Source organism: Pseudomonas petroselini (assembly GCF_045037875.1).
Taxonomy (GTDB): Bacteria; Pseudomonadota; Gammaproteobacteria; order Pseudomonadales; family Pseudomonadaceae; genus Aquipseudomonas; species Aquipseudomonas petroselini.
The window spans coordinates 5,632,806-5,658,457 of the sequence record NZ_CP173614.1; the positions used below are offsets into that span (position 1 = coordinate 5,632,806).

A 25,652-nucleotide genomic window follows, 5' to 3' on the forward strand; every position below is an offset into this window, starting at 1 on the left:
CAACGGAAAAACCGGTAAGGAATTTATGTGCGGATTAGCTGGAGAGTTACGTTTCGATGCCCAACCTGCCGACCTGGCAGCTATTGAGCGCATCACCCATCACCTGGCCCCGCGTGGGCCTGACGCCTGGGGGTTTCATGCCCAGGGGCCTGTCGCGCTGGGCCATCGGCGCTTGAAAATCATGGACCTGTCGGATGGCTCTGCACAACCGATGGTCGACTGCCAACTGGGGCTGTCCCTGGCGTTCAACGGCGCGATCTATAACTTCCCCGAACTGAGAGAAGAGCTGGAAGCCCTCGGCTACGCCTTCTACTCCGGCGGCGACACCGAAGTGCTGCTCAAGGGTTATCACGCCTGGGGCGAAGCGCTGCTGCCCAAGCTCAATGGCATGTTCGCGTTCGCCATCTGGGAACGTGATGCCCAACGCCTGTTTATTGCCCGTGACCGTCTGGGTGTGAAGCCGCTGTACCTGTCGCGCACCGGCCAGCGCCTGCGCTTCGCGTCGGCCTTGCCGGCGCTGCTCAAAGGCGGGGATATCAACCCAATCCTCGATCCGGTGGCACTCAATCACTACTTGAACTTCCACGCCGTGGTGCCTGCGCCGCGTACCTTGCTGGCAGGCGTCGAAAAACTGCCGCCGGCGAGCTGGATGCGCATCGACGCCAACGGCAAGACCGAGCAAAAAACCTGGTGGACCCTGCCCTACGGCCCGCATGACGACGAACGCAACCTGAGCCTGGAAGACTGGACTGACCGCGTACTCGACAGCACCCGCGAAGCCGTGGCCATCCGCCAACGCGCCGCCGTGGATGTCGGCGTGCTGCTGTCCGGCGGCGTCGATTCGAGCATGCTCGTGGGCTTGCTGCGTGAAGTCGGCGTGCAAGACCTGTCGACCTTCTCCATCGGCTTTGAAGACGCCGGTGGCGAGCGTGGCGACGAGTTCCAGTACTCGGACCTGATCGCCAAGCACTACGGCACCCGTCATCATCAATTGCGCATTGCCGAAAGCGAGATCATCGAGCAACTCCCGGCGGCGTTCCGTGCCATGAGCGAGCCGATGGTCAGCCATGACTGCATCGCCTTCTACCTGTTGTCACGGGAAGTGGCCAAGCATTGCAAGGTGGTGCAGAGCGGCCAGGGCGCCGACGAACTGTTTGCCGGTTACCACTGGTACCCGCAGGTGGACGGCGCCGCCGATCCCTACGCCGCGTATCGCGATGCGTTTTTCGACCGCAGCTACGACGACTACGCAGCCACCGTCGCGCCAAAATGGCTGACCGCCAATGACGCCGCCGGTGATTTCGTCCGCGAGCACTTCGCCATGCCCGGCGCGGATGCGGCAGTGGACAAGGCCCTGCGCCTGGACAGCACGGTCATGCTGGTGGACGACCCGGTCAAACGCGTCGACAACATGACCATGGCCTGGGGCCTGGAAGCGCGTACGCCGTTCCTCGACTACCGCTTGGTTGAGCTGTCGGCCCGTGTACCCGGCAAGTTCAAGTTGCCCGACGGTGGCAAGCAGGTGTTGAAAGAGGCCGCGCGCCGGGTGATCCCGAGCGAAGTGATCGACCGCAAGAAAGGTTACTTCCCCGTGCCAGGCCTCAAACACTTGCAGGGCGATACCCTGAACTGGGTGCGTGAATTGTTGCTGGACCCGAGCCAGGATCGCGGCCTGTTCAATCCCGCCATGCTCGACCGCTTGCTGACCGACCCGCAAGGCCAATTGACCCCGCTGCGCGGCTCCAAGCTGTGGCAACTGGCGGCGCTGAACCTGTGGCTCAGCGAACAAGGAATCTGAGTAATGAAACCTCTCGCAGCGGCTTACAGCCAACGCTTGTTGAAGGGCCAGGCGCCAACCTATGAGCGCTTGCAGGCCCGCCTGGCGGAAGATGGCAGCCCCTTGGCCGCCGAGCCGATTGCCGTGCACTGTGGATGGGGCCGCTTGTTGATCGGGCACACCTTTCCCGACCCGGCGACCCTGGCCCAGGAACTGCTGAATGAACAGCCGGGCGAGCGCGACATCGCACTCTATGTGGCTGCACCGCAGCAGATCCTCGGGATCGATCCGCAGCAACTGTTCCTCGACCCGTCAGACACGCTGCGCCTGTGGTTCACCGACTATCGGCCGGCCACCCGGGTATTTCGTGGTTTCCGCATTCGTCGGGTGCAGACCGAAGCCGATTGGCTGGCCGTCAACCAGCTCTATCAAGGACGCGGCATGTTGCCCGTCGACGCCGAACGCCTTACGCCGCGCCATGCCGGTGGGCCTGTCTACTGGCTGGCGGAAGATGAAGACAGCGGCGCGGTGATCGGCAGCGTCATGGGCCTCAACCACCAGAAAGCCTTTCATGACCCGGAAAACGGCTGCAGCCTGTGGTGCCTGGCCGTGGACCCGCAGTGCACCCGCCCTGGCGTGGGTGAGGTGCTGGTCCGCCATTTGGTGGAACACTTCATGAGCCGTGGCCTGAGCTACCTGGACCTGTCCGTGCTGCACGATAACCGCCAGGCCAAGAACCTTTACGCCAAGCTGGGGTTCAGGGCGCTGACCACCTTTGCGATCAAACGTAAGAACGGCATCAACCAGCCGCTGTTTCTCGGCCCGGGTCCGCAGGCAGGCTTTAACCCTTATGCCCGGATCATCGTCGAAGAAGCGCATCGGCGCGGTATCGATGTACAGGTGGATGACGCCGACGCGGGCTTATTCACCCTCAGTCACGGAGGGCGCCGTGTGCGTTGCCGTGAGTCGTTGAGCGACCTGACCAGCGCCATCAGCATGACCTTGTGCCAGGACAAGAGCCTGACCCACAAAGTGCTCAAGGCGGCCGGTTTGAAACTGCCGTCGCAACAACTAGCGGGCAGCGCCGATGACAACCTGGAGTTCCTCGACGAGCACCAGCGCGTCGTCGTCAAGCCGCTGGACGGTGAGCAAGGCCAGGGCGTGGCGGTGGATTTGCAGAGCATCGAAGAGGTGCAGCAGGCGATTGAAGCGGCGCGCCAGTTTGACAGCCGTGTGCTGCTGGAAAGCTTTCATGAAGGCCTGGACCTGCGCATCCTGGTGATCGGTTTCGAGGTGGTTGCGGCTGCGATTCGTCGTCCTGCGGAAGTGACCGGTGACGGTCAACATTCCATCGGCGCGTTGATCGAAGCCCAGAGCCGTCGCCGCCAGGCGGCAACTGATGGCGAAAGCAAAATCCCTGTCGACGCCGAAACCGAACGCACCCTGCACGCCGCCGGCTACGACTACAGCAGCATCCTGCCACGTGGCAAAACCCTGGCCGTGCGCCGTACCGCCAACCTGCACACCGGCGGTTGCCTGGAAGACGTCACCGCGATCCTGCACCCCACGTTGGTAGACGCCGCCGTACGCGCCGCCCGCGCCCTGGACATCCCCATGGTCGGCCTGGACCTGATGGTGCCTGCCGCCGACCAACCCGAGTACGTGTTTATCGAAGCTAACGAACGGGCCGGCCTGGCCAATCATGAACCGCAGCCTACCGCGGAAAAATTTGTGGATTTGCTGTTTCCCCATAGCTGAACGATCCGAACCCCAGGAGTCTTTATGAGCCGAACCATCCCAGAACCGGATCTGAATTACCTGCAAAAAGTCCTACTGGAAATGCTCGCCATTCCCAGCCCCACCGGGTTTACCGACACCATCGTGCGGTATGTCGCCGAGCGCCTGGAAGAACTGGGCATCCCCTTCGAGATGACCCGGCGCGGCACCATCCGCGCCACCCTCAAGGGCCAGAAAAACAGCCCTGACCGTGCGGTCTCCGCCCACTTGGACACCATCGGCGCCGCCGTGCGTGCGATCAAGGACAACGGCCGCCTGAGCCTGGCGCCCGTAGGTTGCTGGTCGAGCCGGTTTGCCGAAGGCAGCCGCGTCAGCCTGTTTACCGATAATGGCGTGATCCGCGGCAGCGTGTTGCCGTTGATGGCCTCCGGGCACGCGTTCAACACCGCCGTGGATGAAATGCCGGTGAGTTGGGACCACGTCGAGTTGCGCCTCGACGCCTACTGCGCGACCCGTGCCGATTGCGACTCCCTGGGCATTGGTATCGGTGACTATGTGGCCTTCGACCCGCTGCCGGAATTCACCGAGAGCGGGCACATCAGCGCCCGCCACCTGGACGACAAGGCCGGCGTCGCCGCCCTGCTCGCCGCGCTCAAGGCCATCGTCGACAGTGGCGAGCCCTTGCTGATCGACTGCCACCCGCTGTTCACCATCACCGAGGAAACCGGCAGTGGCGCAGCGGCCGCCCTGCCCTGGGACGTGAGTGAATTTGTCGGCATCGATATCGCTCCGGTCGCTCCCGGCCAGCACTCCAGCGAGCATGCGGTGAGCGTGGCCATGCAGGATTCCGGCGGGCCGTATGACTATCACCTGTCCCGTCACTTGCTACGTTTGGCGTCGGACCACGAACTGCCGGTGCGCCGCGACCTGTTCCGCTATTACTTCAGCGATGCGCACTCGGCCGTGACCGCCGGGCACGACATCCGCACCGCGTTGCTGGCGTTTGGTTGCGATGCGACCCACGGCTACGAGCGCACCCATATCGACAGCCTCGCGGCGCTGAGTCGCCTGTTGGGCGCCTACATTCTCAGCCCACCGGTGTTCGCCAGCGATGCGCAACCGGCCCAGGGCTCGCTGGATCGGTTCAGTCATCAGATCGAACACGAGACGCAGATGGAGAGCGACACCCGCGTGCCCTCGGTGGACAGCCTGGTCGGCAACAAGTCCTGACGCTGGCAACTCTGATCCCGGCGCAGTAGGATCGCCGGGATCCATCACCCGAGGCTTGTATGCTGATTCCCTACGATGCACTTGAAGTCGACACGCTGACGCGCCTGATCGAAGACTTCGTCACCCGTGACGGCACCGACAATGGTGACGACACGCCCCTGGAGACCCGCGTGCTGCGCGTACGCCAGGCGCTCACCAAGGGGCAGGCGCTGATCGTGTTCGACCCGGACAGCGAGCAGTGCCAGTTGATGCTCAAGCACGACGTGCCCAAGCATCTGTTCGACTGAGATCAGAGATTGGGCACCGGCACTGGATGGGTCGTGGCGCCCAGCCGATCGCGGATCTTCTGGTAGACCTCGGCACGATGTACATGCACCCCGTTCGGCGCCTCCACACCGAATTTCACTTGGCTGCCGTTCAATTCAAGAATGTGTACGGCGATGTCATCACCGATAGAGATGACTTCGCCTACGGCGCGGCTTAAGACCAGCATGGCGGATGTCCTTATTAGCAATGAAAGGACCTCGACCATGCGCGCTCGGTGTCGGAGCATCAATGGCTTGCGACGAAATCAGGCAGGCCCTACATACGCAGGTAAATTGCCTGACAGACCGCTACCGGCTCAGGCCTTGGCAGCCTGAGCCTTGGCGCGCATCTTGTCGGCCATGCTGGTCATTTCGTCATAGAGCAACTGCGGGTTCTTCTGCTTCAACGCCCAGGCCATGCGCCCCTGTTCGTGGGGCAGGATCATGAACTCACCCGCCGCGACGCGTTGATAGATGTAATCGGCGATATCCGCCGCCGAGATCGGCGAACTCTCCAGCAGCTTGCCCACTTGGGCCTTCATCGCAGGGGTCGGTCCACGGAACGAGTCGAGCAGGTTGGTCTGGAAGAACGATGGGCAGACCACATGCACGCCGACCTCCTGTTGCTTGAGTTCCACCAGCAGGCTTTCCGACAGCGCTACCACGCCAGCCTTGGCCACGTTGTAGTTGCTCATCGCCGGACCCTGCATCAGCGCGGCCATGGACGCGATGTTGATGATACGGCCCTTGCTCTTTTCCAGCAGCGGCAGGAACGCCTTGCACCCCTTGACCACACCCATCAGGTTGATTGCGATCTGCCAGTCCCAGTCCTCCAGGGACAGTTCGGCAAAGAAGCCTCCCGAGGCGACGCCGGCATTGTTGACGATCACATCAACCCCGCCGAGCTTTACCTCGCAGGCTTGGGCGAATGCAGTGAGCTGGCTGTAGTCGCGCACGTCGCAACGCTGGACGAAGCCATCCCCCCCGGCTTCACGCACCAATTTGAGGGTTTCCTGCAGGCCCGGCTCGCTGACATCCGACAAGGCCAACTGCCAACCCTCGCGGGCCCAACGCAGCGCGATTTCACGACCCAGGCCGGACCCGGCGCCAGTGATCATCATGCGATTTTGCATAGAAAGTAGCCTTGTGGTTCACGGAAGAAGTGACCGGCAGTGTAGCGAAGGTTTTTCCAGCACCCACCCACCATCAGATTGATGAATGCCCCTGGCAAACCAGCGGCTGGGTCGGAGGGTTGCGTATAGCCTAAGTTCAATATTTTTCAACTAATGCAGCGCAGTTGCGAACGCATTAAAAGAAATAAGCAAGTGTGCGAAATGCTTTAAAAAAATACTGAATTTTCCACCATGGACACCAGTCGGAGTTGTTAAGGCGTTCGTTAATAAACTGCGGGCCTATCGTTAAATAACCGGTCTTTGCAGAAGGCCAATAAGGAAAAAAACCATGAGCCTCATTCTGATCATTATCTTGATCCTCCTGCTGGTCGGTGGTCTGCCAGTGTTCCCTCACTCGCGTAACTGGGGTTATGGCCCGTCGGGTATCCTGGGTGTGGTACTGGTGGTCCTGCTGGTGCTGTTGTTGCTCGGTCGGATATAACGCCGGGCAAAAAAAAGAGGCCTTTTAAAGGCCTCTTTTTTATTGCCGGTTAATTAATCCGGCTTGCCGTCTACCACACCGGCGGTGTTATCCAACAGGCTCTTGGTAGCCGTCTGCAGGAACGACTCGAGTTTCTGCCTCAGCGCCGCCTCGTCCGGCGATTCAGCAATCACTTTACCGGTCGGGTTGGCGCCCAGTTCGTATTCCCACAGCTTCGGTGGCATTTCCTTGGGCAGTACCAGCACACGGTCGCCGGTGAGCAATGCCACGGTCTGGTCGCTGCCCGATGGCTTGATCACGCCGAAACCTTTATCGCCTTCCGGCAGGTTCAACAGGTCGCGGCCCCAGCACTGGTGCAGGGTCTCGCCGCCCAGGCGCCCCATGATGGTCGGCACGATGTCGATCTGAGTACCGACGGTATGGTTGCGCTCGCCGAACTTCTCCTGCATGCCCGGCGCGATCATGAGCATCGGCACGTTGAAGCGGCCCAGGTCCATTTCGGTGATTTGTTGTTCGTTGCCAAAGCCGTGGTCGCCGACGATCACGAACAGGGTTTCCTTGAAATACGGCTCTTTGCGGGCTTTCTCAAAGAACTGACCCAGGGCCCAGTCGGAGTAGCGCATCGCGGTCAAATGCTCGTCGAGGCTGCCACGGCCAGTGACTTTATCCACCGGCAACGGGGTCGGCAAGGCGTACGGCGTGTGGTTGGACAGGGTTTGCAGCAACGCGTAGAACGGCTTGCCACCTTCACGGGCTTTCAACTCTTCCAGGCCACGGTTGAACATGTCCTGATCGGACACGCCCCAGGTAGGGTCAGAGAACACCGGGTCGACAAAGTCGTTGCGACCGATGAAATTGGTCATGCCCTGGTTGCTGAAGAAGCCCGACTGGTTGTCCCAGGCGAAGTCACCGTTGTAGACATACACGTCGTCAAACTTGCGTGCGCTGAGCAACTGCGGCAGGCCCGACAGCTTGTGGCTGCCTTCCGGGGTCTGCATCAGGTATTCGAAGGCCGGCAGGTTCGGGAAGCACGCCATGGTCGCGAACATACCTTGGTGGGTATGGGTGCCGTTGGAGAAGAAGCGGTCGAACAGCAGGCCTTCCTTGGACAGTTTGTCGAAGTACGGCGTGATATTGCCCGGACGACCCAGCGCCCCCACCGAGTGACCGGCGAAGCTTTCCATCAGGATCACCACGACGTTTTTGATCGGCAGGGTTTTCTCGGCCGGTGGCGTGAACTCGCGGCGCACGGCGGCGGTGTCGGTATCCACCAGTTTTTCCGTCGGCAGCACCAGCATGTCGCGCACGGTCTGGGTTGCCAGCGGCTGCTCCAGCGTGGCTTTCCAGGTGTTATCCCGATGTTCCGAGAAGCGGGCCTTGGCCGCGCCGATCAGCGACAGCGTGCCATTGAGGCCCAACTGGTTGGCGAAGTTCGAGTCGGTGGTGTACACGTCACCCCAACGCAGCGGCGGGCCCTGGCGCAGGGTGCCACGGGCGGCGACCACGGCGATCAGCAGGCAGACCACGAACACCGCGATGCGCGAGTACCACGGCGCGACCTGGCGGGTGCCGATGCTGCCACCGCTGAAGGGGCCGCGCGGGCGTGTCGCACGGTCGGCACCTTTGAACGCCATGCTGAGGATCAGCGTGCCCACGGCCCAGGCCAGCAGGTAGCGCACCACCGGGAAACCGTACCAGAGCATGCTCATCACGGTTTTCGGGTCTTCCTTCACGTACTGGAAGACCAGGCCGTTGAGGCGCTGGTGGAACTCGCGGTAGAAGTCCATTTCCATCAGGCCCAGGAACAGGGCGATGCTGGACGCCACGGTCAGCCAGAAACGAAAGAACCCGCGGGCTGCCATTGCCCGTACGCTGAACAGTGCCAGCAGCAACGGAATGATCAGGTACACCACCAGACGCAGGTCCAGGCGCAGGCCGTTGGCGAACGCTTCAAGGAAGGTCGAGGCCGGCGTATCGAGGATCATCTCGCGGTTGTAGACCAGCAGCGCCAGGCGCAACAGGGAGAACATCACCATCATGACCAGTGCGCAGAGCAGCGTGTATGCCAGATGGGATTTGACGGTCGGTTGCAGCAGGCGATTAGAAGCTCGCTGCTGACTCAGGGCGTCCGGGTTTGCCATGTCGTTTCAGGACCCATTGGAAGTTTAAGTGACGAAGTGGTGCAGTGGCGCGAATGGTGCCCGATCAATCACAGCAAGGCTATTAATTACTGAACGAGCAGCGCCGTCCCGCGTTTAAGACACCTTGAGGCAGGGCCTTGGCAGGGAGATTCAACCGGCGAATTGTCTTGGATAAGATGTGAAAATTGTGTGCAGCGAATATTTCGATACACAAATCTCAGGGGTGTGGTGAGAGGGTTCACCGGAGATCGGATGGGGCTGCTTCGCAGCCCAGCGCGGGGCAAGCCCGCTCACCACAACAAGAGCGGTCATCACAGCGAGCCCGCTCCTGCATGGATTGTGCTCACTCTAGAGCCGCACATTTCCCCGTGGCCCGGCGATCGCCCAGATGATCAGGCCCAGCACCGGCAGCAGGAGGATCAACAGGATCCACAGCACCTTGGCGCCCGTGCTCGCGCCGCTTTTGAATACGTTGATGATCGCCCAGATATCCAGCGCCAGGATGATCAGCCCGATCAAGCCATTAAAAGTGGAACCCATGGTGTTGCTCCTAAAGTGAGGGCATGCACCTTTAGGATAGCCAGCCCTGGCCGGGGTTCCGTTTTATTTCAGACGTGGACGGCAACTTTCAGCGCTTCCAGGGAGGGTTCGGCCTTGATGCCGACTTCGGCACACAGCTCGAGCACGCGCGGCAGGTCGTTACCGTAGACCAACACGGCCTGGATCTCGTCATCCAACGGTTGGCTGAAGTTGAGCAGCACATAGCCGCCGTCTTCCGGGCTGAGCGCGCTCATCTGGATCTGGATACGGTTCAGGGCCGTCAGGGCTTCGGTCTTGGCCAGTTGCTTGGGCGTGAGATTGAACGCCACGCCTGGGCCGAACGACGCGACGATCTGCGCGAACAGGTCACCGTAGGTGTCGGCCTGGAACACCACGGTGTCCGGCAGGCTGCCAACCACGACCCACTCCCCCAACGGAATGGGGAATGTGTCGTCGTAGTTGATATCCGGGTTGGCCGCCAGAAACGCCACCGGGTCCGCGTAGGCCTGCGCCGCTTCATCGGCGATACGCGCCACCTCGTCCTTGCCCATGACGCCGGCGCTGATGTTGCTGATAAGTTCGACGAGGGCGGCTTTCATGGGGTGATCCTGTAGCGGGCTGGTTTTCGAGGGCGCAAAGCCTACACCAGTTTTTGCAATTGCGCCGCCGTATCCACCGCGCCCATGGTTTGCGCGGCGGCCAATGCCGTCGCGCCCTGGGCATCGGTGGCCTTGGGGTTGGCGCCCTGGCCGAGCAGGTAGTCGACCATTTCAACGCGATTGAACATCGCTGCCATCATCAATGCGGTACGGCCATCGGAAGAGGCCGCCTCGACCGGTGTACCGCCTTCGATCAGCGCCTTGACCACTGGCAGATTGCCCTTGAACGCCGCACCGGCGATCGGCAATTGGTTCTTGTCATTGGCGATCAGCGGATCGGCCTTGAATTCCAGCAGCACTTTTACCGCCTCGGCATGGCCGTGGTAGGCCGCGAGCATCAGCAAGGTGTCGCCATTGTGGTTACGAAAGTTGGCCGGCAAGCCTTTGGCCAGCAACGCGGCGAGCATGGCGGCGTCGCCTTTGCGGGCAACGTCAAACACCTGCTCGGCAAATTCTGCGGCTTCGTCGTCGGTCATCTGTTTGGCGTGGTCTGACATGTGGGACGGCTCCGTGTGTGGTCCTTTATAGGCGCCCAGTGTCGCGATGGAGTTCCCACCTGTCATGGCTTTTTTGTCAAAAGCCCCCATAGGCATATTCAATAGCGCTGCCTTTAATAACGAAAGTGCCCACCCTGAATCTGCGCCAACAACTGGCCGGTCACTGGCACGTAGCAGTCCGACCCCGGCAGCCAGGCGTAGACCGGATCATTGCCCGCCTTGTCCGGGTCGAACGCTTCCTCCTTGAGCCGCACCTTCTGGTACTTGAAGGTCCCCGTGGTTTCCATCTTCACCTTGATCCGCAGAAACAGCGGCACCGCGTAGTGCGGCAACTGACCGTGGGCAAATTGCAGCAACTCACGCATGTCCAGCGCGGCCAGGGATTCGCTCGGGGTGATGGCAACCATCCCGGCGCGACCGTTGGTGTTTTCGATTTCCACCCCATAGGCCACTGCTTCGGCGATCTGCGGGTGCTGCAACAGGACGTTTTCCACTTCGGTGGTGGAGACGTTTTCGCCCTTCCAGCGGTAGGTATCCCCCAAGCGGTCGACAAATTGCGCGTGGCCGAAGCCAATACTGCGCACCAGATCGCCGGTGTTGAAATAGCGGTCGCCCTTCTCAAACACGTCAGTGAGGATCACCTTGCGGTTTTTTTCCGGGTCGGTGTAGCCGTCATAAGGGGATTTTTCATCGATTCTCGCCAACAACAGCCCCTGCCCGCCCTTCTTTACTTTATGCATGAAACCATCGCTGCCACGCAGCGGCTCACCGGTGTCGTGGCCGTAGTCCACCAGCGCCCAGTGCTGCAGGCAAAAGCCGACGGTGTTGTCAAAATTCAATACGTTGGTGAAGCCGATATTGCCGTCGCTGGCGGCATACAACTCGCACACATGCTCGACGCCATAACGCGCCTTGAACTGCGCCCACACGCCAGGACGCAAGCCATTGCCGACCATCTTGGTCGCGCGGTGATCACGGTCGTTTTCGCTGGCTGGCTGATCGAGCAAGTACCGGCACAACTCGCCGACATAACCGAGGGTGGTCGCCTCGAATCTGCGGACATCGCCCCAGAACTGGCTGGCACTGAATTTACGCCGAATGGCGAAGCCCGACGCCCCGACCACTGCCGAGCCCCAGCACACGCATAGGCCGGTGGCATGGTAGAGCGGCAAGGTGCAATAGAGGACGTCGTCCGGCCCCATGTCCAGGGCGATGCGGCCGAAGCTGATGGCGGTCTTGGTCCAGCGGCCATGTTTCATGATGCCGGCCTTGGGCAATCCCGTCGTGCCGGAAGTGTAGATATAGAAGCAGGGATCGTTAAAGAAGATCTGCGCTGCGCTGGCGAGGTTCTCCACCGGACATTCAGCGCTGGCGGCCATCAGGTCGCTGTACCCCTCGGGCACCGCCGCGCCCTGCTGCTCGGCGACGAACCAGCTGCGCTGCGCAGGGATCGCCACTTGATCGCGCACCGCCTCATAGGCGGCCACCAATTCCGCCCCCACCACAATCGCCGCCGGGCTCACCAGCGTCAGGCTGTGCACCAGCGCCCCGTGGGTTTGCGCGGTATTGAGCATGGCGCAGACACCGCCCAGCTTGGCCACGGCCAGCACGCTCAACAATAATTCGGGACGGTTTTCAATAAACATCGCCACCACATCGCCCTTGCTGATGCCTTTTTCTTGCAGGTGGCGGGCGATGCGATTGGCGTGCTGGTTGGCTTCGGTGTAACTGATCACACGGTCGCCATACAGCAAGGCGGTTCCCTGCGGGTTACGCAGGGTGGCTTGTTCGAAGTGCCAGCCCAGTCCGCAGGGCTGCTCGGGGTCGGTGACATTGGCAGCACGCATCCCTCGCACCACGCGCGGCAGGGCACGCACAATCGCGGGCACCTTACGCAACATCATGCGCCAGGTGATCATGTCATTTTGCGAGTGGCTCATGGAGGAACGTCCTTTTTCTTATTCTTCGAATGATCCTGTAACACCCGTGCGCCCATAGGCGAGAGACCGAGTGCCTTGCAGGAAAATACGTCAGCCTTTCTTCGGCTGTACACGCGGGATTTGAAAAGTTTTGTATCCCAAGGGGCGACCGCTGATAAAAGGAATTTCGCGGTGCTGGCGCAGTCATTTAAGAATGAGGCGCGCCCGCTCAACCCGGCTGAGCCACGCAAAATGCAGGATGCATGATGGCCATTCATGCAAATTGCACGAAATCGAAAATTTGTTATTTTTTTAAGTGATTGTTTTATAAAGATATTTTAGCTAACCGCTAGATGGCACAATCACTGCACCTATCACTCCATGCTTGCCAACTTGAGCCAACGGAGCTGATAGACATGAGCCTGATCCAAGATAAATTCGCTTCAGTATTCTCCAACTACGACGTCACCACCCAGCCTCGCCCAGACGGCGGTATCCTGCTGACGCTGCGCAACAGCGAAGGTAAACAGGTCAAGCGTTCGATTTCCTATCAGCAGTTGCACACTGCCGATCAGCTGACCTGGGTGATCAGCGCCATTCGCCGGGACCTGGCGGAACAAGCCAGCGAGCTGCCGCAGATTTCCATGCTGCAAAGCCAGAACCGCTTTGCCCTGCCGACTTATCATTCGGCTTAAACACCAGGCAGTAAAAAGGGCCGTGACACCGTTGAGTGTCGCGGCCCTTTTTTTGCCTTCAGCAAAGTCCCTGACGCGCCGCTTCGTTCATCGCCTGCACACGGTTACTGACTTCCAGCTTGCCGTAGATATTGCGCAGGTGAAATTTCACCGTGGCTTCGGACGTGGTGCGAATCTGGCTGATCTCCCAGACGGTCTTGCCTTCCGAGGCCCAGCGCAGGATCTCTAACTCCGCCGGGGTCAGCGGTTTTCCCGCCAGGTTCAGACGTCGTCTGACCGCATTGGGCACCGTATACGGTGGTATCAATAATTCCGTTGGGGCGCTCATTCAATCCTCTCCTTATTTTCTGTCTCTGCCGCGCCACATTCGGATTCCTCCTATTGACAGGCGACATAAACGTTGATGCCGGAGAGAGTTACATAACGAGTGGTATTAAGGCGCAGGGCCCAGAATAAACAGCCGAGCCTTACAGAAGTTTAAGTTTCTTCCCACAGAAACTTCCAACCTATAGGGATTGTAGTTTCTGATAAATCTCGGTTAGTCGTCTAAGCCAGGGAAGTGCCGGGCGATAGTGTCGCCCGTCAATAGGGGCACCTGCCCTTGTGCGGTATTGAAACACCGCAAGGCAACACAATGCGGGTTCTCGCCCATATCGAACCAGTGCTTGATACCGGCCGGGATCACCAACAGGTCATTTTTCTCACAGCGCACGGCGTACACGTAGTCGCCAATGTGCAGGGAAAACAAACCCTGCCCCGCGATGAAAAAACGCACCTCATCTTCGCTGTAGCAGCGCTCTTCAAGAAACTGCGCACGCAGTTCAGCCTTCTGCGGGTGATCGCCGGTCACGCGTACCACCTCAATAGCCTCGTAGCCAAGGGCATCAATGTGCATCTGGTACGCCGCAATCATTTCAGCGTCACTGGCCCCTTGCCCTATCGGGCTCGGCTGCCAGCGTTCAAAGCGCACGCCGTGCTCCGCCAGGGTCGCGGCGATATCGTCAAAATGGGTCAGGACCTTGTTCGGCGTGTCCGGTGAAGCGGCGGAGTAAACGGCGACATAGCTCATTGAAGGGTTCCTTGATTCTGCTCTTGCAATCGAAGACCGATGATAGCGGCAGCGGCCAGGGCCGCGACGCTGGCGATGCTGAAGGTCAGGGTCGGCCCCAACAGGTTCCAGCTGTAACCGGAATAAAGGGCACCCAGCGCACCGCCGGTACCCGCCAAGGCGGCGTACAACGCCTGGCCCTGGCCTTGTTGCTTATCGCCAAAACTGCGTTGCACGAAGGCAATCGCCGCGGCATGGAAACTGCCGAAAGTGGCGGCGTGCATCACCTGCGCCACTAACAGCACCCAGAAAAACTCGGCAAACGAGCCCAACAGCAACCAACGCAGCGCCGCCAACAGGAAACTGGCCAGCAGCACCCGGCGCACCGAAAAGCGCGAGAGGATGCGGCTCATCGCCAGGAACATTAGCACTTCCGCCACCACGCCCAAGGCCCACAGCAGGCCGATTACGCCACGGGTGTAGCCCAGGTGTTCGAGGTGCAGGGTCAGGAAGGTGTAATACGGGCCATGGCTCATTTGCATCAACGCCACACAGGCATAAAACGCCAGCACGCCAGGGCTGCGCAATTGTTTCAGGAAGCCATCGCCAGCCGGGCGATTGCCGTGGGTGGTGGGCTGCGCATTCGGCACCCACAGGCTGGCGCCAATGATGCCGGCCATGATCACCACGACGACGACCGGGTAGATGTCCAGGCTCAGCCAATCGAACAGGCGACCCATGATAACCACGGTGAGGATGAAACCGATGGAGCCCCACAGGCGGACCTGGCTGTAGCGGGAGGTCTGTTTTTGCAGGTGCGCGAGGGTGATCACTTCAAACTGCGGCAACACCGCATGCCAGAAGAACGCATGCAAAGCCATCACCAGGGCCAGCCAGGCGTAGGTGTGGCTGATGAAGATCAGCGAAAAACTTGCCAGGGTGCACACCGCGCCAAAGCGTACGATCGCCAGGCGCCGACCGGTGTAGTCGCCCAGCCAGCCCCACAGGTTGGGCGCCACGCAGCGCATTAGCATGGGGATGGCCACCAGCTCGCCGATGCGCGCGCTGGAGAACCCCAGGTGATCGAAGTACAGCGCCAGGAAAGGCGCGGTCGCCCCGAGGAGGGCGAAGTAGAAGAGGTAGAAGCTGGAGAGGCGCCAGTAGGGAAGTGGGGGCGTCATGTCGATTTTTGGGGCTGCTTCGCAGCCCAGCGCGAGCAAGCTCGCTCACTACAACGACAGCAAGCGCGCCTGCCACGACAGGCTGTCACAGCTGGCCCAATACCGGCGTACTCACGCGTACATCGGCGTTTTGCCCACGGTTGCGCAGCAGGTGGTCCATCAGCACGATGGCCATCATTGCTTCGGCAATCGGCGTGGCACGGATGCCGACGCACGGGTCGTGGCGGCCCTTGGTGATCACGTCCACCGGGTTGCCGTGCACATCGATCGAACGGCCCGGCGTGGTGATGCTGGAAGTCGCCTTGAGCGCGAGGTGCGCCACGATCGGCTGGCCGGAGGAAATACCGCCGAGGATGCCGCCTGCGTTGTTGCTGAGAAAACCTTCCGGGGTCAGCTCATCGCGGTGCTCGGTGCCGCGCTGGGACACGCAGGCAAAGCCGGCGCCGATCTCTACACCCTTGACCGCGTTGATGCTCATCAGCGCGTGAGCCAGTTCAGCGTCGAGGCGGTCGAAGATAGGCTCGCCCAGGCCGGGTTTAACGCCTTCGGCCACCACCGTGATTCGGGCACCGACGGAATCCTGGTCGCGGCGCAGCTGGTCCATATAGGCCTCAAGCTCCGGTACTTTGTCCGGGTCGGGGCTGAAGAAAGCATTGTCTTCGACGCTGTCCCAGGTCTTGAACGGGATTTCGATCGGGCCCAACTGGCTCATGTAGCCGCGAATAATGATGCCCTGGGTGGCCAGGTATTTCTTGGCGATGGCACCCGCGGCCACACGCATGGCCGTTTCGCGGGCCGAGCTGCGGCCGCCGCCACGGTAGTCGCGCTCACCGTATTTATGGTGGTAGGTGTAGTCGGCGTGAGCCGGGCGGAACAGGTCCTTGATCGCCGAGTAGTCCTTGGACTTCTGGTCGGTGTTGCGAATCAGCAGGCCGATGGCGCAACCGGTGGTGCGGCCTTCGAACACGCCAGAGAGGATTTCGACTTCGTCGGGTTCCTGGCGTTGGGTGGTGTGGCGGCTGGTGCCAGGCTTGCGGCGGTCGAGGTCACGCTGCAAGTCCTCCAGGGACAGCTCGAGGCCGGGCGGGCAGCCGTCGACAATGGCGACCAACGCCGGGCCATGGCTTTCGCCCGCGGTGGTGACAGTGAACAGCTTGCCGAAGGTATTGCCGGACATGCAGGGCGCTCCGTGAAATCAGTTGAATCAAGTCAACCGTAATAACTTAAGGCGGCCAGTATACGCAGGCTAACCGACTAGTTCATCCTCGAAACCTTACCGGTAGACCTTGGTCCAACCGGCACCTTCCTCATGATGGCGCGATGATGCTTCGAGTTCTGCTTTTGACCCTCACTCTGTTTTCCAGCCTTGGCTTCGCCGCCTCCCCTGTTGTGCTGCAACGGCCCATCAGCCTGGACACCGGCAGTGGCGAGCTGTTTGGCTCGCTGTTGCTGCCCCAGTCCGACACCCCCGTGCCGGTGGTGCTGATCATCGCCGGTTCCGGCCCCACCGACCGCAATGGCAACAGCGCCGACGGCGCGCGCAACGACAGCCTTAAGCGCCTGGCCTGGGTACTGGCGCGGCATAACATCGCCAGCGTGCGCTACGACAAGCGCGGTGTGGCCGCGAGCCTGGCCGCCACGCCGGATGAACGCAACCTGACCCTGGACGCCTATGTGTCCGATGCAGTGGCCTGGGGCAAACTGCTCAAGGCCGACAAACGCATGGGCCCGCTGATTGTGCTGGGCCATAGCGAAGGCGCCCTGGTGGCCGCCCTTGCCGCGCCGCAACTTGATCCCGCAGGCGTTATTTCATTGTCCGGCAGCGCTCGCCCCGTGGACCAGGTGATCCGCCAGCAACTGGCCGATCACTTGCCCCCGGCCCTGTTGCTGCGCAGTAATGAGATCCTCGATCACCTCAAGGCCGGCCAGGTGGACGCCGATGTGCCTGGCCCGCTGGAAGGTATTTTCCGACCCAGTGTGCAGCCCTACCTGATCAGCCTGTTTCGCGCCGATCCCTCGGCAGCCTTCGCCAAGCTGCGTATGCCCGCGCTGATCATCCAGGGCACCAACGACATCCAGGTGGGCGTCGGCGACGCCCAGCAGCTGAAAAAAGCCAAGCCCGACGCCCAGTTGACGGTGATCGAAGGCATGAACCACGTGATGCGCATCGTGCCCAACGACGTAAAGCAACAATTGGCCTCCTACAATGACCCGCAACTGCCTCTCGCCGCCGAGCTGGGCAGTCGCCTGGTGCGCTTTATCGACGGACTTCAGCCCCGTTAAACGACAAATTGCCTCCAGTCCTGACAAAAATGGCCGATAAGCCCAGGGTCGACAGTAAAAAGACTGTCGACTGGCTGGGTTTGGACAGGATCGCACGCATGACAACCACTGAAGCAACACCGGAACCGACTGCCGAGAGCCCGGCTGAAAAAACCGAGGCCGTCGACACGGCGCCCCTGCCGTGGGCGGAGGTTCAGGCCGAGCATTTCAAGATGCTGCGGTTGGCGCCCCTGGCCATCGACCGCGCCACCGGCGTGCGGCCGTTGCGGTTCGTGCAGTTCGGCTATGCCGAGCGCAATGACAAACACCACAGCCTGTTGCGCATGGTCATCCAACTGCCGGGCCAGCGGGTGCGCCGTGAGCAGAACCACCTGGACATTTGGGTCGATCACGACAAACACCGCGTGCACTTCGGCCCCGGCAACAGCCTGGAAATCGAACCGGCCAATCGAGGCATCGGGCGCTTCCTGGTCGCTCAAGGCGCCGCCTGGGCGAAGAAGAAGTGGTCACATTACCGCGTCGACGGTGTCGACCTGGCCAACAAAGACGCGTTGAACGAAGCCACCCGCCTGCGCCGCGATCATTTCCTGCGTGTCCAGGGTTTTGATGTGGCCTACGCCGATGTGCAGCACCTGAAGGGCAACGTGCAGCCCGGCAAGGTCAGCGATGTGCTGGATAGCTGGAACACCGAAAAAGTGCAGTTCGTGGAGATTCTCGAAGCGGCGCAGATGCTGCAACAGGCCGAGCATAACCTGATGGAGCAGGAAGTGAAGCTGCGCAAGGAAGAGGAAAAGGTCACCAAGTTCAAGCGTGAAGACAGCGGGCTGCGCTTTACCATCACGTGCCTGGTGGCGTTCACGGTGTTTCAGGCCGGGCTGTTGATCTGGATTGCCACGCACAGGTAAGTCGGTGGGAGGGGGCTTGCTCCCGATGATGGCGTGTCAGTCACCGAATGCAGTGACTGATGCACCGCTATCGGGAGCAAGCCCCCTCCCACATTGACCGGTTTAAACGCGGGCGGCGAAGACGGCCTGATGCTGGCGGCACTGCTCCGCCGTCAACATGAACACCCCGTGCCCACCGCGCTGGAAGTCCAGCCAGGCGAAGTCCACTTCCGGGTACAGCGCCTCGACATGCACCTGGCTGTTGCCCACTTCAACAATCAGCAAACCCTTCTCGGTCAAGTGGTCCGCCGCCTCGGCCAACATGCGCCGCACCAGGTTCAAGCCATCATCGCCGCAGGCCAGGCCCAGTTCAGGTTCGTGCTGGTATTCATCCGGCATGTCGGCGAAGTCTTCGGCATCCACATACGGCGGGTTGGACACAATCAGGTCAAAGCGCTGGCCCGGCAGACCGTCGAAACCATCACCCTGCACGGTGTACACGCGCTCGTCGACGCCATGGCGCTCGATGTTCTGGTTGGCCACTTCCAGGGCTTCGAAGGACAAGTCCCCCAGCACCACTTCGGCGTCCTGGAACTCATAGGCGCAAGCGATGCCGATGCACCCGGAGCCTGTGCACAGGTCGAGGATGCGTGCCGGCGGTTGGGCCAGCCAGGGTTCGAAGCGGTTTTCGATCAGCTCGCCGATCGGCGAACGCGGGATCAGCACGCGCTCATCAACGATAAACGACATGCCGCAGAACCAGGCCTCTTTCAGCAGGTAAGCGGTGGGCACGCGCTCATGGATGCGGCGATGCAGCAAACGCTGAACGTGGGAAATCTCTTCTTCTTCCAGGTTGCAATCCAGGTAGCTGTCGGCAATTTCCCACGGCAGGTGCAAGGCGCCGAGCACCAATTGCCGGGCTTCGTCCCAGGCATTGTCGGTACCATGCCCGAAAAACAGCTCTTCCCCATGGAAACGGCTGACAGCCCATCGGATGTGGTCGCGCAAGGTGCGCAGGCGGGAAGTGATCACGGGGGCAAACTCCTGGAAAAAACGACTGGCGATTCTAACAGTCTTCACCGGTACCTACGATGTACGAAACCCCTTCGCCATCCGTCGGAATTCATCCAAATTGCCATCATTGGGTTAAACACGCACACCTCTTGACACGGCTGCACGCCAACAACGGCGTACCTTACGATGGTAGCGATTCACAGAACCGCTCAGCCAGTGGACAATGTCACAAAAGCCCCCCTCACAGGAGCCCCAGAATGTCCGTTCCAAAGACGATGTTTCAACTCAGCGGTCGTGGTTACGCAGCAGCGAACCTCAGCCATGCGACCCTCGTGATCATCGACGCCCAGAAGGAATACCTCAGCGGTCCACTCGCCCTCTCGGGCATGGACGCAGCGGTTGGCAATATCAAGCAACTGGTCGCCGCAGCCCGCAACGCCGGGCGCCCGATCGTGCATGTGCGCCACCTGGGCACCGTTGGCGGCCTATTTGACCCGCAGGGCGAGCGCGGCGAGTTCATCCCGGGGCTCGCGCCTGAAGGCGACGAAACCATCATCGGCAAGCTGCTGCCCAGCGCGTTCCATGGCACCGGGCTGGAAAAGCACCTGCAGGACCTCGGCTCGCTGGACCTGATCGTCTGCGGTTTCATGAGCCACTCCAGCGTCAGCACCACCGTGCGCGCCGCCAAGAACCTGGGCTTTCGCTGCACCCTCGTGGAAGACGCCTGCGCCACCCGTGACCTGCCTTACAAAGGCGGCATCCTGAGCGCCGAACATGTGCAACAGACCGAAATGGCCATCATGGCCGACAACTTCGCCACCCTGGCGCTGACCAAAGATCTGATCTGATCGTCCTTCTGATGAGCGGCGCGGCCTGTTTATGTCTCCGCTCATCAGCAAATGCCTGTCATTTGCTGCAATTGCCTCGGGTACAGGAACAACCTGTGTATTGTCCGGTCGAAGGGCCGATACCCTGGAGGAAAGGTCGGAATGAAGATATCCGATGGTTTTGATGCTCGTCGCTTGCGCCCCAAGGGCCCGAGCAACTGGCGTCTGCGCCTGGTGGCCGGCATTGCCGCGCTGCTGGCGATTGTAGGTGTGCTGTTGGCCGGCGCTGGTGGCGCCGGTCTGTTCGGTCACTCGCCGGCCCTTGGCGAATTGAATGCCAGCCCAGGCGGCTCGGCCATTCTGTTGGTGATCGGGCTGCTGGTGCTGTGGTTGGGCGTGTGGTTGTGGCGCCGTAGCCGTCGGAAAATGCGTCAGCCGTTGTCGCTGAACATCGCTTCACACCTGATGAAAAAGCACGACTGATGGCGCTTGGATAGCGTTTCCTGCGCCCTGGCCGCCGCGATTTAGGTAAACTGCCCGCCCTTCGCGGAGGCTGACATGCAAGACGACGATTTTTCCCTGTTCAAAAATGAGCTGCGCGGCGTCAAGCCGATCAAACACGACCGCGCCGACACGGGCAAACCCAAGGCTGACCGTGCGCAGATCGCCAAGCTGCGCCAGGCCGCGACCGTACGCACCGATGCCACCACGGTGGACGGGCTGTCGGACCAGTTCGTGATCGACGTCGGCCCCGAAGACGAGCTGATGTGGGCCCGCGACGGCGTGCAGGAAAGCCAGATGCGCAAGCTCAAGGTCGGCCAGATCCCGTTCGAGGGCAGCCTCGACCTGCACGGCATGACCGTGGAGAAAGCCCGGGAAACCCTGTGGGCCTTCCTCGCCGAAGCAACCAAGTTCGAAATCCGCTGCGTACGCGTCACCCACGGCAAGGCGGTGCGGCTGGACGGCAAACGCCCCATGATCAAGAGCCACGTCAACACCTGGTTGCGCCAGCACACGCAGGTGCTCGGCTTTACCTCGTGCCAGGCCCGCCACGGCGGCGCGGGTGCGGTGTATGTGATGCTCAAGCGCACCATGATGGAAGGGCGCGACGAGTAACAAGTGCCATCGTCAGGCTTGCAGCGATGTGTCCGCCACCGTAACCTTGCGCTTTGCGAAAATCCCACAGGTAGTTTCATGTCCCTGGAACAGAATTACACCGCGATCCTCGGCCAACTCGGCGAGGACGTTTCCCGCGAGGGCCTGCTCGACACGCCAAAACGTGCCGCCAAGGCCATGCAGTACCTCTGCCGCGGTTATGAGCAGACACTGGAAGAAGTCACCAACGGTGCCTTGTTCAGCTCCGACAACAGCGAAATGGTGCTGGTCAAGGACATCGAGTTGTACTCGCTGTGCGAACACCACCTGCTGCCGTTTATCGGCAAGGCTCATGTCGCCTATATCCCGAGCGGCAAAGTGTTGGGCCTGTCGAAGGTCGCGCGGATTGTCGACATGTATGCGCGCCGCCTGCAGATCCAGGAAAACCTCAGCCGCCAGATCGCCGACGCGGTGATGCAAGTGACCGGTGCACTGGGCGTGGCCGTGGTGATTGAAGCCAAGCATATGTGCATGATGATGCGCGGCGTGGAAAAACAGAATTCGTCGATGATCACCTCGGTGATGCTGGGTGAGTTCCGCGAAAACGCGGCCACCCGTAGCGAATTCCTCAGCCTGATCAAGTAACAGGCTGCGTAGGAAAAGACCGGCGTTCATCGCCGGTTTTTTTTCGCCTGCAGAATTAAGGTAAGCTGCGGCCCCATCTGTCATGGGCAAGAGGTTTCAGCCATGTTCGTCAAAGCACTTCGAGTCGGCCTCGGCCACGTCATCATCGCGGGCGACTACCTGACCCGCCCGCGCAAAAAACAGCGCCCCGCCGAACAGCAGGCGCAGGTGAACGCAGCGGCCAAGGAATTGACCCTCTACCAGTTCCACGCCTGCCCGTTCTGCGTGAAGACCCGCCGCACCCTGCACCGCCTGAACGTACCGGTGGCCTTGAAGGATGCGAAGAATAATGAGCAAGACCGCCAGACCCTGCTGGAGCAAGGTGGCAAGATCAAGGTGCCATGCCTGCGCATTGAAGAAAATGGCCAGACCACCTGGATGTATGACTCCAAGGTGATCATTGATTACCTGGACAAACGTTTCGCGGCGGTCTGACAGACACTGGATAACCAATGTGGGAGGGGGCTTGCCCCCGATAGCAGAGTGTCAGTCACACATAAGTTGACTGATACACCGCCATCGGGGGCAAGCCCCCTCCCACAGTTACGGTATTTACAGGTCGAGATCCAATAATGCAGAGCCCAGGCACTTGCCATGGGCATCCAGCGCCAGCGAACGCGTGACGCCACCCCGCAAGATCCCCGGCAGCACGAAGTTCAGTGCCTGCACGTTAGGCAATTCATAACGCCGCACCGGTGCAGCGCCGGGCTCCAGCTGGTCCGCAAAAAACTCTGCCACGCGCTCGGCGGTCAGCGTTTCGCACAGCAGAGGATAATCCTCGGCACGGTACGCAATAATCGAGATGTTCGACGTATCGCCCTTATCCCCGGTCCGGGAATGGGCCAGCGTGTGCAGCTTCATGCTTCGATCCTCGGGTTGACCACGTTACGCGGCAGCAGCAACGATGCCACTGCCACCACCTGGCGTACGCTTTTGCTGGCGCCGCCGCCACCAGACGGGCCGTTGGTGTAGAGCGTTTCCACTTCATTACCCACACGCACTGCTTCGCTGCGTGCTTCACAGCGGGCCGCCACGCGCAGGCGCACTTCCCAGGGCTCGACCGTGCTGCGCGGCCCGTGGAGCGCGTCCATGCCGATCAGTTCGGCACGCACGTCCTGCATCTTCACGCCCGTCAACTCAAGACGCTTGAGGACGACGTCCCGCGCCAGCTGCGCTCGTGCGACAGCACCGGGGCCACCGTAGGACATCTGCCCTTCGCCGATCCAACCGTCCAGATAACCGACGCTGACCTTTAACTGCTCGGGTCGCGCACGGCCACCCGCACCCACGGCGCGAACGCGATCAGCGCTTTCTTCGACAAATCCCACGTGGGAAAAATCAGCGGTCACGTCAGGCGTGAGGTACGCCGCCGGGTCGTGCACTTCGTAGATCAGTTGCTCCGTGCACGTGGCGCGGCTGACCCGGCCACCGGAGCCGGCGACCTTGGTGATCAGCGCTTCACCCTCGGCATCGATCTCGGCCAAGGGGAAGCCCAGGCGGGCCAGGTCATCCACCGCCTTGCGACCAGGGTCGGCAAAATAGCCGCCACTGACTTGCCCGGCGCACTCGAGCAAATGCCCCACCAACGTACCGCGTCCCAGGCGCTGCCAATCGTCCGCTGCCCAGCCGAACTCAAACATCTGCGGCGCCAGGAACAAGGAGGGGTCGGCCACACGCCCGGTGATCACCACATCCGCATCCGCGCGCAACGCCTCCAGAATGCCATCGACGCCCAGGTAGGCATTCGCGGAAATGATCCGCTCGCCCAGGGAACCGACCGTCTGGCCGTTATCCAGCAGAAACTCGGGCTGCAGCACCGCCAACACGTCGTCGCCGACCACGGCAACCACCTTGAGATCAAGGCCCAGCTCGCCGGCAATCCGCCGCACTTCAACAGCCGCCGACAGCGGGTTGGCCGCGCCCATATTGGTGATCACCCGCAGACGGCGACGCCCGGCGCTTATCCCCACGAAGGGCAGCACACGACGCATGCGTTCACTCAACAACGGGTCATAACCGCCAGCGGGGTCAGTGATCCGCGCCTGCTGCGCCAGGGCGATGGTGCGTTCGGCCAGGCACTCGAAGACCAGGTAATCCAGGTCGCCCTGCTCGGCCAGTTCCACGGCAGGTTCGATACGGTCGCCGGAGTAGCCGGCGCCGGAACCGATGCGCAAGGTTTTCATCTCAAATCACTCCCAGGAGCAACGCGGTCAGGGTCATCAACACCGACGCGGCAAACAGAAAAGGGATGGTAAAGCGCTGGTGATCGGCCAATTCGACCTTGCACAAGCCCACCAACAGAAAGGTCGCGGGGGTCAGCGGGCTGACCGGGAAGCCGGTGGTGTGTACGCCCAGCAACGAGGCCTGGGCCACTTGCAGCGGGTCGACGCCGAGGGCCTTGCCGACTTCGGCGATCACCGGCATTACGCCGAAATAGTAGGAATCGGGGTCGAATAGCATGCTCAGGGGCATGGAAATAAAGCCCACCACGGCCGGGATCAGCTTGCCGTGGCCGGCGGGAATCTGTGCCACTGCCACTTCGGCAATCGCCTTGAGCATCCCGGTGCCTTGCATGATCCCGGTAAACACCCCGGCGGCGAGCAGGATACTGGCCATGGTCAGGGCGGTTTTTGCATGGGCGTCGATGCGGGCGCGCTGGGCATCAACGTTCGGGTAGTTGATACACAGTGCCAGCACCGTGCCGAGCATGAACATCACCACCGGGTCGACCCAGCCGGCGATCATCACCACCATGACCAGCACAGTCAGGATCAGGTTGACCCAGAACAGCCGAGGGCGACGCAGCTTGATGTCATCGTCGCTGAGTACCCGTTGCGGCACCGCATCGACGGTTGAACCGGCGCCCAGGCCCAGGCGTTTTTCTTCGCGACGGCCGAGCCACCAGGCACAGGCGAAGACGAAGACCAGGCCGACGATCTGCACCGGAATCAGCGGTTGGAACAGGTCGGCTACCGGCACATGCAGCGCCGCCGACGAGCGCAACACCGGACCGGTCCATGGCAGAAAGTTGACCCCGGCCGCCATCGCGCAGACGCAGGCGAGGATACGTTTGTCGATGCCCAGCCGGGTATACAGCGGCAACATCGCCGGCACTGTCACCAGGAAGGTCACCGCACCGGAGCCATCCAGGTGCACCAACAGCGCCAGGGTCGCGGTACCGACGACAATCCGCGTAGGACGCGTGCCTACCGTACGCAGGATGCGGTCAATGATGGGGTCGAGCATGCCGGCATCGGTCATGATCCCGAAAAACAGGATCGCAAACACAAACATGCCCACCACGGGGGCGACGTTCTTGATACCGGTGATGATGAAGGCGCTGGTCTGCAGGCCGAACCCACCAAGCAGCGCGGCGATGATCGGTAAAGCGATCAGCGCCACCAGCGGTGAAAGGCGTTTGCTCATGACAGCAGCGAGCAGGCACAGGATGGTGATGACACCCAGGGTAGCGAGCATGGGTTACTCCAGAGCGGCCTTGGTGGCCGGTTATTGTTTTCCCTG

The 25,652-nt window shown here is 61.2% G+C and carries 28 protein-coding genes; 13 read left to right on the plus strand and 15 right to left on the minus strand.

What is annotated here, in order from left to right:
- The first annotated feature begins 25 nt into the window (after positions 1 to 25).
- From ACI512_RS25960 to ACI512_RS25975, 4 genes are read left to right on the plus strand one after another with little or no spacing between them, the layout of a single operon-like run.
- Positions 26 to 1,798: an N-acetylglutaminylglutamine amidotransferase gene (locus ACI512_RS25960; protein ID WP_064052772.1), complete on the plus strand. Its 1,773-nt coding sequence runs from the start codon at positions 26 to 28 to the stop codon at positions 1,796 to 1,798.
- Between the two features lie 3 nt (positions 1,799 to 1,801).
- Complete coding sequence (gene ngg / locus ACI512_RS25965; RefSeq protein WP_015885091.1) at positions 1,802 to 3,535, plus strand: N-acetylglutaminylglutamine synthetase; 1,734 nt, start codon at positions 1,802 to 1,804, stop codon at positions 3,533 to 3,535.
- A 24-nt stretch (positions 3,536 to 3,559) separates the two neighbouring features.
- Positions 3,560 to 4,744 (plus strand): osmoprotectant NAGGN system M42 family peptidase, encoded by a 1,185-nt coding sequence (locus ACI512_RS25970; RefSeq protein ID WP_015885092.1) that lies wholly within the window; start codon positions 3,560 to 3,562, stop codon positions 4,742 to 4,744.
- Positions 4,745 to 4,803: 59 nt separating this feature from the next.
- A complete protein-coding gene (locus ACI512_RS25975; RefSeq protein ID WP_003236706.1) occupies positions 4,804 to 5,031 on the plus strand; it encodes a YheU family protein in 228 nt (75 codons plus the stop codon).
- Between the two features lie 2 nt (positions 5,032 to 5,033).
- On the opposite strand, the gene csrA is transcribed toward ACI512_RS25975, so the two are convergent.
- Both csrA and ACI512_RS25985 read right to left on the minus strand, forming a co-directional pair.
- Positions 5,034 to 5,237, minus strand: coding sequence for a carbon storage regulator CsrA (csrA, locus tag ACI512_RS25980; RefSeq protein WP_015885093.1), 204 nt, complete (start codon positions 5,235 to 5,237; stop codon positions 5,034 to 5,036).
- Between the two features lie 129 nt (positions 5,238 to 5,366).
- Positions 5,367 to 6,182 (minus strand): SDR family oxidoreductase, encoded by an 816-nt coding sequence (locus ACI512_RS25985; RefSeq protein ID WP_015885094.1) that lies wholly within the window; start codon positions 6,180 to 6,182, stop codon positions 5,367 to 5,369.
- A 328-nt stretch (positions 6,183 to 6,510) separates the two neighbouring features.
- Between ACI512_RS25985 and ACI512_RS25990 the strand changes: the two genes are divergently transcribed.
- Complete coding sequence (locus ACI512_RS25990) at positions 6,511 to 6,663, plus strand: DUF3309 family protein (protein ID WP_015885095.1); 153 nt, start codon at positions 6,511 to 6,513, stop codon at positions 6,661 to 6,663.
- 53 nt (positions 6,664 to 6,716) lie between these two features.
- On the opposite strand, the gene ACI512_RS25995 is transcribed toward ACI512_RS25990, so the two are convergent.
- The 5 genes from ACI512_RS25995 to ACI512_RS26015 all read right to left on the minus strand — a co-directional run bounded on the left by ACI512_RS25995 (position 6,717) and on the right by ACI512_RS26015 (position 12,440).
- Complete coding sequence (locus ACI512_RS25995) at positions 6,717 to 8,804, minus strand: LTA synthase family protein (protein ID WP_064052769.1); 2,088 nt, start codon at positions 8,802 to 8,804, stop codon at positions 6,717 to 6,719.
- A gap of 348 nt (positions 8,805 to 9,152) precedes the next feature.
- Positions 9,153 to 9,344, minus strand: coding sequence for a PLDc N-terminal domain-containing protein (locus ACI512_RS26000; protein WP_015885097.1), 192 nt, complete (start codon positions 9,342 to 9,344; stop codon positions 9,153 to 9,155).
- A 68-nt stretch (positions 9,345 to 9,412) separates the two neighbouring features.
- On the minus strand, positions 9,413 to 9,943 hold the full coding sequence (locus ACI512_RS26005) for a hypothetical protein (RefSeq protein ID WP_236381091.1): 531 nt from the start codon (positions 9,941 to 9,943) through the stop codon (positions 9,413 to 9,415).
- Positions 9,944 to 9,984: 41 nt separating this feature from the next.
- Positions 9,985 to 10,500 carry an ankyrin repeat domain-containing protein gene (locus ACI512_RS26010; protein ID WP_236381089.1) on the minus strand — a complete coding sequence of 172 codons (516 nt, stop codon included), beginning with the start codon at positions 10,498 to 10,500 and terminating at the stop codon, positions 9,985 to 9,987.
- Between the two features lie 113 nt (positions 10,501 to 10,613).
- Positions 10,614 to 12,440, minus strand: a complete 1,827-nt coding sequence (locus tag ACI512_RS26015) for a long-chain-acyl-CoA synthetase (protein ID WP_236381088.1) — start codon at positions 12,438 to 12,440, stop codon at positions 10,614 to 10,616.
- 395 nt (positions 12,441 to 12,835) lie between these two features.
- On the opposite strand from ACI512_RS26015, the gene ACI512_RS26020 reads away from it, so the two are divergent.
- Positions 12,836 to 13,114 carry a DUF3509 domain-containing protein gene (locus tag ACI512_RS26020; protein WP_003172952.1) on the plus strand — a complete coding sequence of 93 codons (279 nt, stop codon included), beginning with the start codon at positions 12,836 to 12,838 and terminating at the stop codon, positions 13,112 to 13,114.
- Between the two features lie 58 nt (positions 13,115 to 13,172).
- Here ACI512_RS26020 and ACI512_RS26025 read toward each other — a convergent pair whose 3' ends face one another.
- From ACI512_RS26025 to aroC, 4 genes are all read right to left on the minus strand, one after another.
- Positions 13,173 to 13,442, minus strand: a complete 270-nt coding sequence (locus tag ACI512_RS26025) for a response regulator transcription factor (protein ID WP_015885101.1) — start codon at positions 13,440 to 13,442, stop codon at positions 13,173 to 13,175.
- Between the two features lie 210 nt (positions 13,443 to 13,652).
- The gene (locus ACI512_RS26030) at positions 13,653 to 14,183 is read right to left on the minus strand and encodes an acireductone dioxygenase (protein ID WP_236381087.1); all 531 of its coding nucleotides are present in this window, start codon (positions 14,181 to 14,183) and stop codon (positions 13,653 to 13,655) included.
- A complete protein-coding gene (locus ACI512_RS26035) occupies positions 14,180 to 15,343 on the minus strand; it encodes an MFS transporter (protein ID WP_236381086.1) in 1,164 nt (387 codons plus the stop codon). The genes ACI512_RS26030 and ACI512_RS26035 overlap by 4 nt, the downstream gene beginning before the upstream one ends.
- Positions 15,344 to 15,428: 85 nt before the next feature.
- Positions 15,429 to 16,520 (minus strand): chorismate synthase, encoded by a 1,092-nt coding sequence (gene aroC / locus ACI512_RS26040; RefSeq protein ID WP_064052765.1) that lies wholly within the window; start codon positions 16,518 to 16,520, stop codon positions 15,429 to 15,431.
- 143 nt (positions 16,521 to 16,663) lie between these two features.
- Here aroC and ACI512_RS26045 point away from each other — a divergent pair, with 143 nt between their 5' ends.
- Both ACI512_RS26045 and ACI512_RS26050 read left to right on the plus strand, forming a co-directional pair.
- A complete protein-coding gene (locus ACI512_RS26045; protein WP_015885105.1) occupies positions 16,664 to 17,626 on the plus strand; it encodes an alpha/beta hydrolase in 963 nt (320 codons plus the stop codon).
- Between the two features lie 98 nt (positions 17,627 to 17,724).
- Positions 17,725 to 18,531, plus strand: coding sequence for a hypothetical protein (locus ACI512_RS26050; protein ID WP_236381085.1), 807 nt, complete (start codon positions 17,725 to 17,727; stop codon positions 18,529 to 18,531).
- A 102-nt stretch (positions 18,532 to 18,633) separates the two neighbouring features.
- On the opposite strand, the gene prmB is transcribed toward ACI512_RS26050, so the two are convergent.
- Positions 18,634 to 19,542, minus strand: coding sequence for a 50S ribosomal protein L3 N(5)-glutamine methyltransferase (gene prmB, locus ACI512_RS26055; RefSeq protein WP_015885107.1), 909 nt, complete (start codon positions 19,540 to 19,542; stop codon positions 18,634 to 18,636).
- Between the two features lie 239 nt (positions 19,543 to 19,781).
- Between prmB and ACI512_RS26060 the strand changes: the two genes are divergently transcribed.
- From ACI512_RS26060 to ACI512_RS26080, 5 genes are all read left to right on the plus strand, one after another.
- Complete coding sequence (locus ACI512_RS26060) at positions 19,782 to 20,372, plus strand: cysteine hydrolase family protein (RefSeq protein WP_015885108.1); 591 nt, start codon at positions 19,782 to 19,784, stop codon at positions 20,370 to 20,372.
- Between the two features lie 141 nt (positions 20,373 to 20,513).
- Positions 20,514 to 20,834 (plus strand): hypothetical protein, encoded by a 321-nt coding sequence (locus tag ACI512_RS26065; RefSeq protein WP_049712226.1) that lies wholly within the window; start codon positions 20,514 to 20,516, stop codon positions 20,832 to 20,834.
- 75 nt (positions 20,835 to 20,909) lie between these two features.
- Positions 20,910 to 21,467, plus strand: a complete 558-nt coding sequence (locus ACI512_RS26070) for a Smr/MutS family protein (RefSeq protein ID WP_015885110.1) — start codon at positions 20,910 to 20,912, stop codon at positions 21,465 to 21,467.
- A 78-nt stretch (positions 21,468 to 21,545) separates the two neighbouring features.
- Positions 21,546 to 22,091: a GTP cyclohydrolase I FolE gene (folE, locus tag ACI512_RS26075; protein WP_003442011.1), complete on the plus strand. Its 546-nt coding sequence runs from the start codon at positions 21,546 to 21,548 to the stop codon at positions 22,089 to 22,091.
- Between the two features lie 102 nt (positions 22,092 to 22,193).
- The gene (locus ACI512_RS26080; RefSeq protein ID WP_015885111.1) at positions 22,194 to 22,565 is read left to right on the plus strand and encodes a glutathione S-transferase N-terminal domain-containing protein; all 372 of its coding nucleotides are present in this window, start codon (positions 22,194 to 22,196) and stop codon (positions 22,563 to 22,565) included.
- 117 nt (positions 22,566 to 22,682) lie between these two features.
- Here the strand turns inward: ACI512_RS26080 and ACI512_RS26085 are convergent, their stop codons facing one another.
- Genes ACI512_RS26085 through ACI512_RS26095 form a run of 3 tightly spaced genes read right to left on the minus strand, consistent with a single transcriptional unit; the run spans position 22,683 to position 25,607 of the window.
- Entirely contained in the window at positions 22,683 to 22,991 is a 309-nt protein-coding gene (locus ACI512_RS26085; protein WP_015885112.1) for a hypothetical protein, read from the minus strand.
- Positions 22,988 to 24,313, minus strand: a complete 1,326-nt coding sequence (locus ACI512_RS26090) for an acyclic terpene utilization AtuA family protein (RefSeq protein ID WP_236381082.1) — start codon at positions 24,311 to 24,313, stop codon at positions 22,988 to 22,990. Before ACI512_RS26090 ends, ACI512_RS26085 begins: the two co-directional genes overlap by 4 nt.
- Before the next feature lies 1 nt (position 24,314).
- Positions 24,315 to 25,607 (minus strand): CitMHS family transporter, encoded by a 1,293-nt coding sequence (locus tag ACI512_RS26095; protein WP_236381080.1) that lies wholly within the window; start codon positions 25,605 to 25,607, stop codon positions 24,315 to 24,317.
- Positions 25,608 to 25,652: the final 45 nt, after the last annotated feature.

Excerpts from the sequence above, each read along its gene's own strand:
- ACI512_RS25960 (WP_064052772.1), top strand. The coding sequence starts at position 26 with ATGTGCGGATTAGCTGGAGAGTTACGTTTCGATGCCCAACCTGCCGAC.
- ngg (WP_015885091.1), top strand. The coding sequence starts at position 1,802 with ATGAAACCTCTCGCAGCGGCTTACAGCCAACGCTTGTTGAAGGGCCAG.
- ACI512_RS25970 (WP_015885092.1), top strand. The coding sequence starts at position 3,560 with ATGAGCCGAACCATCCCAGAACCGGATCTGAATTACCTGCAAAAAGTC.
- ACI512_RS25975 (WP_003236706.1), top strand. The coding sequence starts at position 4,804 with ATGCTGATTCCCTACGATGCACTTGAAGTCGACACGCTGACGCGCCTG.
- csrA (WP_015885093.1), bottom strand. The coding sequence starts at position 5,237 with ATGCTGGTCTTAAGCCGCGCCGTAGGCGAAGTCATCTCTATCGGTGAT.
- ACI512_RS25985 (WP_015885094.1), bottom strand. The coding sequence starts at position 6,182 with ATGCAAAATCGCATGATGATCACTGGCGCCGGGTCCGGCCTGGGTCGT.
- ACI512_RS25990 (WP_015885095.1), top strand. The coding sequence starts at position 6,511 with ATGAGCCTCATTCTGATCATTATCTTGATCCTCCTGCTGGTCGGTGGT.
- ACI512_RS25995 (WP_064052769.1), bottom strand. The coding sequence starts at position 8,804 with ATGGCAAACCCGGACGCCCTGAGTCAGCAGCGAGCTTCTAATCGCCTG.
- ACI512_RS26000 (WP_015885097.1), bottom strand. The coding sequence starts at position 9,344 with ATGGGTTCCACTTTTAATGGCTTGATCGGGCTGATCATCCTGGCGCTG.
- ACI512_RS26005 (WP_236381091.1), bottom strand. The coding sequence starts at position 9,943 with ATGAAAGCCGCCCTCGTCGAACTTATCAGCAACATCAGCGCCGGCGTC.
- ACI512_RS26010 (WP_236381089.1), bottom strand. The coding sequence starts at position 10,500 with ATGTCAGACCACGCCAAACAGATGACCGACGACGAAGCCGCAGAATTT.
- ACI512_RS26015 (WP_236381088.1), bottom strand. The coding sequence starts at position 12,440 with ATGAGCCACTCGCAAAATGACATGATCACCTGGCGCATGATGTTGCGT.
- ACI512_RS26020 (WP_003172952.1), top strand. The coding sequence starts at position 12,836 with ATGAGCCTGATCCAAGATAAATTCGCTTCAGTATTCTCCAACTACGAC.
- ACI512_RS26025 (WP_015885101.1), bottom strand. The coding sequence starts at position 13,442 with ATGAGCGCCCCAACGGAATTATTGATACCACCGTATACGGTGCCCAAT.
- ACI512_RS26030 (WP_236381087.1), bottom strand. The coding sequence starts at position 14,183 with ATGAGCTATGTCGCCGTTTACTCCGCCGCTTCACCGGACACGCCGAAC.
- ACI512_RS26035 (WP_236381086.1), bottom strand. The coding sequence starts at position 15,343 with ATGACGCCCCCACTTCCCTACTGGCGCCTCTCCAGCTTCTACCTCTTC.
- aroC (WP_064052765.1), bottom strand. The coding sequence starts at position 16,520 with ATGTCCGGCAATACCTTCGGCAAGCTGTTCACTGTCACCACCGCGGGC.
- ACI512_RS26045 (WP_015885105.1), top strand. The coding sequence starts at position 16,664 with ATGATGCTTCGAGTTCTGCTTTTGACCCTCACTCTGTTTTCCAGCCTT.
- ACI512_RS26050 (WP_236381085.1), top strand. The coding sequence starts at position 17,725 with ATGACAACCACTGAAGCAACACCGGAACCGACTGCCGAGAGCCCGGCT.
- ACI512_RS26060 (WP_015885108.1), top strand. The coding sequence starts at position 19,782 with ATGTCCGTTCCAAAGACGATGTTTCAACTCAGCGGTCGTGGTTACGCA.
- ACI512_RS26065 (WP_049712226.1), top strand. The coding sequence starts at position 20,514 with ATGAAGATATCCGATGGTTTTGATGCTCGTCGCTTGCGCCCCAAGGGC.
- ACI512_RS26070 (WP_015885110.1), top strand. The coding sequence starts at position 20,910 with ATGCAAGACGACGATTTTTCCCTGTTCAAAAATGAGCTGCGCGGCGTC.
- folE (WP_003442011.1), top strand. The coding sequence starts at position 21,546 with ATGTCCCTGGAACAGAATTACACCGCGATCCTCGGCCAACTCGGCGAG.
- ACI512_RS26080 (WP_015885111.1), top strand. The coding sequence starts at position 22,194 with ATGTTCGTCAAAGCACTTCGAGTCGGCCTCGGCCACGTCATCATCGCG.
- ACI512_RS26085 (WP_015885112.1), bottom strand. The coding sequence starts at position 22,991 with ATGAAGCTGCACACGCTGGCCCATTCCCGGACCGGGGATAAGGGCGAT.
- ACI512_RS26090 (WP_236381082.1), bottom strand. The coding sequence starts at position 24,313 with ATGAAAACCTTGCGCATCGGTTCCGGCGCCGGCTACTCCGGCGACCGT.
- ACI512_RS26095 (WP_236381080.1), bottom strand. The coding sequence starts at position 25,607 with ATGCTCGCTACCCTGGGTGTCATCACCATCCTGTGCCTGCTCGCTGCT.